The sequence below is a fragment of the Mesorhizobium sp. M7A.F.Ca.CA.004.04.2.1 genome, assembly GCF_004022825.1.
GTDB lineage: Bacteria > Pseudomonadota > Alphaproteobacteria > Rhizobiales > Rhizobiaceae > Mesorhizobium.
Genome location: NZ_RZPH01000231.1, coordinates 1 through 6,773 on the forward strand (window position 1 = coordinate 1; position 6,773 = coordinate 6,773).

Below are 6,773 nucleotides of genomic sequence, written 5' to 3' on the forward strand. Positions count from 1 at the left end.
AGGCTCGTGAGGGGCTCGCCACGCAGCCAGTTCTCCACTTTCAGCGCAGGAGCCGGGGACCCCATACGCAGTTCCATCTTGGTGTCCAAAGTCATTCCACACCTTTCGTCTCTTTTGTCGCGGAATATTTTCCAGTCAAAATCGGACACGGTCTCGAGGGCATTGCTCCCTCTCGCTTGCTTCAGCGGAGCTCTCACCGTGTTGCCGCACATCAAGCACGGCAAAGGGCATGCCAACCCTTCTTAGCTTCGGCAAGCGCCGGTACCGCCTTGAATAAGCGAGCCCTAACACGGCCAGCTGACGTTAACCTGAATGTCGGCTTTCGACGGCTCACCTTAGCGGCTGCCGTTTAGGAAGGTGAGAGTTTGGCTGGCCCGCTGGCGATAAGACCGGCTTCGGCGTCCTGGAGTAGTCGCACTTCGGCGATGGGGTCGAAAGTGCGGGAGAGGCTCGGTACCCTTGCAGCCACCGCCGCATGTGGCCCGGCGTCATAATTCGCGTCGCGGTTGCCAACGGCGGCGTTGGGCTCGATCCACGTGGCGTTGAGCCCGACAGCACGTAAAGCTGCATCGTGATTGAATGCCCTTTGCTGTTTCACGCCAAGCAGGAGTCGCGCGACGCTACCTTGCTCAAGCGCGAGCAGAGCGATCTGACGCCGTAGGAATATTGCTCGTCCCGCTTTTGCCGCCAGAGGCGGAAATCTTTCCTGAATGCCACCGCCGATCATCAATATCGACGAATCATATCCCGCTGCCCATTTGTTCGACTCCGAGGTCGGGCCAGCACTCCGTCAAGGGACGGTTGATGAACCCTAGATGCTCGGGATTGGCGCATGGCGCGCGCCGCAGAAGGCTGTCAAGGATGCGGCGCGCTCGCCAGGCCAGCAGCCCAAAGTTCGGATCAGCCAGCCCGCGCTGTCCAAGGCAGGCGTTCTGAACGAAAAGGCGTCGGTCTCGCGGTCCGTCCCAGTACACCGAAAAATCCTCGCCGATGGCGAGCTCATTGCCGATCTGTTCGAGGCGATCTGCGATCGGTTCTAGGAAACCCGGCAGCGGTTTCTCGTACCCGGTGGCCAGGATGACGATATCGGCGGTTACTTCTCCGATGTTGTCCAAGCCGCGTTGCAGCGTGAGCCTGTGCCCTGCTCCGGCATTGATGCAGCGCGACACGTTGCAACTTGGCCGCAATGTGATCTCGCATTGGTGTGGCTCGAGAAAGGCGTGGTGGTAGAGCGCCTGATAGACCGCGCGCAACTTGCTTTCTGAAATGCCCTCGGAGGCAAGCGCGAAACGCCGCAGGAACAGCTGTCGATGCACCTCGCTCATCGCAGCAAAACGATCCGAGAAGCATGGCGTGAACAGCCCGTTTGTGAACGCGTGGTCGTCGAAAGGCATCTCGCGCGTCAAGACCCATGTGATCGCCGCGGGCCGCCGTTCTTTCGGCCGGCCGACAAGGTGCAGTAGCAGCTCGGCTCCCGACTGTCCGCCGCCAACAACGCAGACATGCTTTTTTTGCACCTCAGGATTGATGTGGGCCAACTCAGATGAGTGGAACAGGTTGGGTCCAGTCCAGCCATGAAACTGAGGCGGAATTTGCGCCTGCTTGCCTATGTCGATGACGAGGTTTCTTGCATCAAGGACCGCGTTGTCCGTCCGCACGCGAAACTCGCCGTCAAAGCGGATTTCGCGAACGGCCTCGCCGCCACGGACAAGCGGATTCTTCTGGAACGCCCAGTTGAGATATTGGGCGAACTCGGCTCTAAGCACCCCGTGAAATTGCGCATTGAGGAAATTGTAAAGACGCCCGTTCTCGTGGAGGTAGTTTACGAATGTGTAGGCTGATCGCGGATTGACCAGAGTAACCAGATCCTGGAAGTGGCCGACCTGGAGCTCCGCGCAATCGAAAGCGCTGCCTGGATGTCCTCGGAAATCGACCTCCCGGTCCAGGAACAGTGCCCCTTGCGCAATCTCTTCCTGTATCTGACACGCAAGGCTCAAATTAGATGGTCCAGCACCCACACCAATACAAAAGAGGTCCACTTATCCTTACTCCTCTAGGAGTGTTTTCCAACTCAGCGGCATGTTGACGTCGATTGCCGGGCATTGAGCAATGCGAACCTCACAGGCATGCTTGAGCCGCGGTCCCGACTGAGAGGACAGCAAAAGCGTGTGCCGCCTTCCAGGTCTTGGGCTCAATGTCGGCGGCATCGACAGCGGCGCGGCGTGATCCGAACCCAAGAGCAGAAGGAAAGTGTGTGATGCTGTCGCGCGGCTCTTCCGGATCTTACGGCGGCTTCTAGCGCCGGCCTCCACCCCAGGAGTGGCTGTTTCCCTGCCACGACGGAAGCGGCTCTTTCTTTCGAGGGGCGTAACCATGGATAACGGCTCTTAATGCTTTCGGAGACTCCCATGCATGCGGCGTGCCGGATAAAGACCTGTCAAACCAACGAGTTCGCGCAGTTCCAGCTCGTCTGGAATCCGACATTGTCGCACGCCCGACGATCGGGCAGGGGAAGCTCCGCGGCAGCGGCCCTTGCACACCGCAGGCTGACAGGGACAGCCGCCGATTTGACGCGCGTCCGGGTACTGATAAGGGGCCTTCCAACAGGGTTCGCGCACGAGGCGGGGTCTCCTGGTACACCCGCCCTGTGGCTTGGCTGCGGTCTGCTGCAGCCGTTCGTCTTTACTGCCCGTTGCGGACGATCTCGCACGAGTTGGTTCACGAGAGCGTCGTGAAGCAGTCGAGGCGTCCGGTTTGGCTCTGACAAGCGTCGCAAGATGTTCGCGGATCCAGCCATGTCTCCGCAATCCGACCGGTAACCGACGACGACTTCGGACTGGTTGGCGGTCCTACGACCTGATCGGTGTTCCTACGGAGCTGATCAGCGAGCCAAAAACAGCGGCAATGTGGTCTTCCCAAAGCTCCAGCTCGGCGGACCGCCGAAAATCCGCTCACGCAGCCCACGGCTGCCATAAGCACCCATAACCATCATGTCAGCACAGATGTCGTTCGCGTGCTGGGTCAGCACTGTGCCCGCCGATTTGCCGGCGCTCTTAAGCAGGTCAACGGAGACCCGAGCACCGTGCCGAGTAAGATAGGCAGCGATGTCAGCTCCAGACTGCGCGCCTTTCCCGTTGTTTTGCGCCTTTGGATCGACCATAGCGACACAGACTTCCTTGGCAGCGGATAGGATACTAAGAGCTTCCCGAACCGCACGCGAGGCCTCTACACGCGAATCCCAGCCGACCAGCACGCGTCGAGGCGACAGCGTCGCCTTAACGCCCTTCGGCACGATGAGCACCGGCTTTCCGCTATCGAACAAGCAGCCGTTGACAACAGGAGGTCCGAGAGTCTCATCGTTGAGGAGGTCTCCTCCAACGATCGTCAGGTCAGCGCAGAGCGCCCGCTGTCGTGCCACTTCACCGAGGCTAGCCGGATCGCAATAGTCGGTGTCAACGTCACAGGAAAGCGACATAGCTTTCAGCCTTTTGAGGATATCCGCGGACCGTCTTTCCATTCTGGTCACGTCCTGTGAAAATTTCTCGATTTGCTGAAATCGATAGTTCGGTACTGCAATTGCCTGTGCACGTCCTGTATTCCATTCGGGGGGCGGAGACGACATCAAGAGCAATGGAGGCGGTATAATGAGTACCGATAGGTGCGCGCCGACCTCGGCACACAGTCCGGCAGCTGTTGTGAGGTCCTCATCAGAATGATCAGCACCCGTCACACTGAATATGCTTTTAAATTCCATTTGCCTGCTTCTCCTGGTCTTCGTTAGGAGCGCCTCAAAGCGGCAACACCGCTCTCAGGAGGAAGAGAGAGCGGCACCACGTTCGATCACCGATTTCAGTCGTCCGGCTTCTCGAGCGAGTAGCCGGCCGACCTGACGGTGCGAATGACGCTGCCGGGCAAGGCCGTTTTCAGCGCCCTCCTGATTCGGCTGATATGGACATCGACGGTGCGTGCACCGACATGAATGTTGGGCAGCCAGGCCGCCCCGATAAGCTCGTCCCGGCTGAAGACCTTGCCGGGGGCCTCAATCATAAGCCGCAGCACGTTGAAATCGATCCGTCCGAGATGGATGTCGTGGCCATTACCGCGAACCCGATGGGCATCGAGCTTCATCTCCAGGCCTCCACAACAAATCCAACTGTCGTTTTCAACCCCGTTCGGACCACGCTTGGTCAGCCCGAGCCTCGCCCGCAGGCAGTCGAGCAGCTTGGCCGGAGCCACCGGCCGCACAAAGCTCTCAACGCCTGCCTTCAAGAGATCGAGGTGCTGGTGCTCGGCGCCAGGCGCGATCAGGGCGATGATAGGCAGGTCGGTGGTGCGCGGTTCCCGCTTGAGGTGGGCGCAAATTGCGGACCCGTTTATGCTGGCTGGGTCGCAATCCAGCACTACGGCCTGAAGCTCCCGTTGTTCGGCCAAGGCCAGCGCAGCCTTCGCGCCGTCTGCCGTCTCACTGCTGAAACCGTCAACCTCCAGTATGTGGCTGTAGAGCAGATAGAACTCGGCATCTTGCGAGCAGATCAGGACCAGCGGCTTCTTCATCGGCGATACCCCAACAACCTGGTCGGCCTCGAGTCCCTGGATCGAGGGGACTGGCCAACATAGTTTCTCGGGTCCGTCATGATGGCCTTTCTCGAAAATCGCGCCCATCATGCCAGCGCCACGTGGGGAAAGGTTTCGATGACTGAAATCGCATCGTCGACCAGCTTCGTACCGGCCGTGGCGAGCTTCAGGAGCGTCTCGAAGCCAAACCGGTGGACATCGCGCAGCGTTTTGGACAAAACGACCAGCCGTCCGGTCGTGAAAAGCACCCGACCAAAACCCTCATGGCTCACCTGGATCATCGGCGATGCCATAAGGCCGCAGCGCTCCTCGATCGCAAGCCCGATGGCGGCGTAGTACTTGTCGAGCCTCCACAGCACGTCGGGATCGGGATCTCCGATGATTGGGATCCCTCGGCGCTGTTCCTTGGTAATGATGAAGTCGCCCAGCAGCTCAGCGTCCGCTTTGCGTTCCCACGAGCCATAGGAATCCTGAGAACGGATCAGCCGCACGAGGCATTTGACGAACGGGGTGCAAAGAGCCGCCTCGTCTTCGGCGACAGCTGGGGGGATTGCGGGGTCAGGCATTGGCGTCCTCCTCTTTTCAGTCCTCGTCCTCGAAGGACGGTTTCTTTTCGGCAATGCCCGCTCGCGCCAGCACCTTGCGCAGCCAAGGCGGAGGACACGTCCTGAGCATCATCTGCGTGCGCAAGAGCACCTGTGGGATCGATTGGGGCTCCGCCACTTTGATCGGGTGGATTTTTGCCGCGACAAGCTTGGCTGCCGAAGGGCCGCCAATTGCCAGACAAAACAGGATCTGACAGCCCTTGAGCGCATCCACCTTTGGCGTGATGCGATCATCGCGCTCGGCCCGATGCTCCCCGCTTTCATCGGACACGTCATCGAAGGCCACGGCTTCTACGAGATTCCATTCCTCGCGCGTCACGTCGTAGACAGCAAAGCGCCTGGCCGACCCGAAATGGGCGTTGAGGTCCTGCATGTCCTGAGTGGCGATCGCAACGCGCAATGCGCCCTTACGTCGTTCAGGCATCGGGGCGAAAACCTCACTACTGACCAGCGAGAGGCGGCGAACAGCGTTCATCGTGATATTTCTCGATTACGGAGTGGATCAAGCGCCTCAGGAGTGGGCGCGTGTTGGTTGGCCTGGAAGATGCTGGCGACCTCGAAGATCATGTCGCGGGTGCCCTGATAGAGAATTGCGAGCTTGTGCTGGCTGCCTAGTCGATCGAAGACCGGGAACCCGATGCGCATGAGCGGAATTCGGAGCCGCTCCGATGCTTGGCGCCCGTGCGAATGCGTGACAAGCAGGTCAGCACCGACGGCAAGACTTTCCAGATCGCCGAGATCGCCGATCTGAACCGAAACCGCCGGGACTTTCTCGAGAATTTTAGACCTGTCGGTCGTTGTGACGGCCGCGGCTATCTCGGAGCCGAGGCCAGCAAAGAAGGTCGCAAGTTGGAACAGCTGGTCTGGTTCGGCAGCGATGGCAATTTTCTTGCCGCCGAAATGGAAATGTCCGTCGAGCATCGCGTCCTGCAATTGCGCCCGGCGCCGGCGCACGCGGGCCGGTACCGCCGCGCCCGAAATCGCAGACAGCAGCGACACGAAGCGGTCCGTGTCCTGCAGCCCAGTCAGTGACTGGAACAACACGTAAGGCACGCCGGTCAACCCGTGCAGCGCTTTCGCCGGGCGGCGCATGTGCTCACCGATGGCGATGCATTGCATGGCCGTGCCCAACTCGCGAATGTCTTCGACGCTGGTGCCGCCGTATGTGGTCGCTACCCAGCGGTCAGGAACCGTACCGTCGAGCGAGCCTGAAATGTCGGGCAGAATAACCGGCTTGAGCCCAAAGCTTTCAACCATGTCACGCATATGCTCGATGTCGGCGACAGTGAGGTTGCATCCGGGCAGGATCGCGATCTTCTTCGGCTGCCGCGCACGTTCGCCCGAGCCTGTAATCCCTTTGATCATTGCGGTGACTGCCTTGGCCCAGCCCTCTTCGATCGCGCCGTCAAAATCCGGCGTGTTGGCCAGCACGACCTCCGTACCCGCAAGCTCTTGCGTGTGCTTCAGCTTGATGTTCGCAATATCACTCGCGCAATCTTCGCCACGCGTCTCCACCAGCGCGGTCGTGCACACCCCGATCAGCTTTGGCTTCGTGCGGTTCTTGAGGTTGAGGATGGCTTCTTCAAGATGGTC

General features: G+C 59.8%; 7 protein-coding genes. All 7 read right to left on the reverse strand.

The genetic code is table 11. The features are described 5' to 3' along the window. Positions 1–349: 349 nt before the first annotated feature. A complete protein-coding gene (locus tag EN893_RS12910; RefSeq protein WP_126080606.1) occupies positions 350–730 on the reverse strand; it encodes a hypothetical protein in 381 nt (126 codons plus the stop codon). Positions 731–740: 10 nt separating this feature from the next. Continuing rightward, positions 741–2,039 (reverse strand): SidA/IucD/PvdA family monooxygenase, encoded by a 1,299-nt coding sequence (locus EN893_RS12915; protein ID WP_063169368.1) that lies wholly within the window; start codon positions 2,037–2,039, stop codon positions 741–743. Positions 2,040–2,881: 842 nt separating this feature from the next. Beyond that, the gene (locus EN893_RS12920; RefSeq protein WP_063169369.1) at positions 2,882–3,754 is read right to left on the reverse strand and encodes a universal stress protein; all 873 of its coding nucleotides are present in this window, start codon (positions 3,752–3,754) and stop codon (positions 2,882–2,884) included. Positions 3,755–3,849: 95 nt separating this feature from the next. Then, a complete protein-coding gene (locus tag EN893_RS12925; protein WP_063169370.1) occupies positions 3,850–4,665 on the reverse strand; it encodes a response regulator transcription factor in 816 nt (271 codons plus the stop codon). Then, complete coding sequence (locus EN893_RS12930; RefSeq protein WP_024505267.1) at positions 4,662–5,141, reverse strand: NifX-associated nitrogen fixation protein; 480 nt, start codon at positions 5,139–5,141, stop codon at positions 4,662–4,664. The genes EN893_RS12925 and EN893_RS12930 overlap by 4 nt, the downstream gene beginning before the upstream one ends. A 16-nt stretch (positions 5,142–5,157) precedes the next feature. Further along, a complete protein-coding gene (gene nifX / locus EN893_RS12935) occupies positions 5,158–5,655 on the reverse strand; it encodes a nitrogen fixation protein NifX (RefSeq protein WP_063169371.1) in 498 nt (165 codons plus the stop codon). After that, positions 5,652–6,773, reverse strand: a 1,122-nt coding sequence (gene nifN / locus EN893_RS12940; protein ID WP_128361568.1) for a nitrogenase iron-molybdenum cofactor biosynthesis protein NifN, incomplete at its 5' end; no start/stop codon positions are given. The genes nifX and nifN, both read right to left, overlap by 4 nt.

Bases quoted from the DNA above. Each gene is read 5' to 3' on its own strand.
- EN893_RS12930 (WP_024505267.1), bottom strand. From the start codon at position 5,141: ATGCCTGACCCCGCAATCCCCCCAGCTGTCGCCGAAGACGAGGCGGCT.
- EN893_RS12925 (WP_063169370.1), bottom strand. From the start codon at position 4,665: ATGATGGGCGCGATTTTCGAGAAAGGCCATCATGACGGACCCGAGAAA.
- nifX (WP_063169371.1), bottom strand. From the start codon at position 5,655: ATGAACGCTGTTCGCCGCCTCTCGCTGGTCAGTAGTGAGGTTTTCGCC.
- EN893_RS12920 (WP_063169369.1), bottom strand. From the start codon at position 3,754: ATGGAATTTAAAAGCATATTCAGTGTGACGGGTGCTGATCATTCTGAT.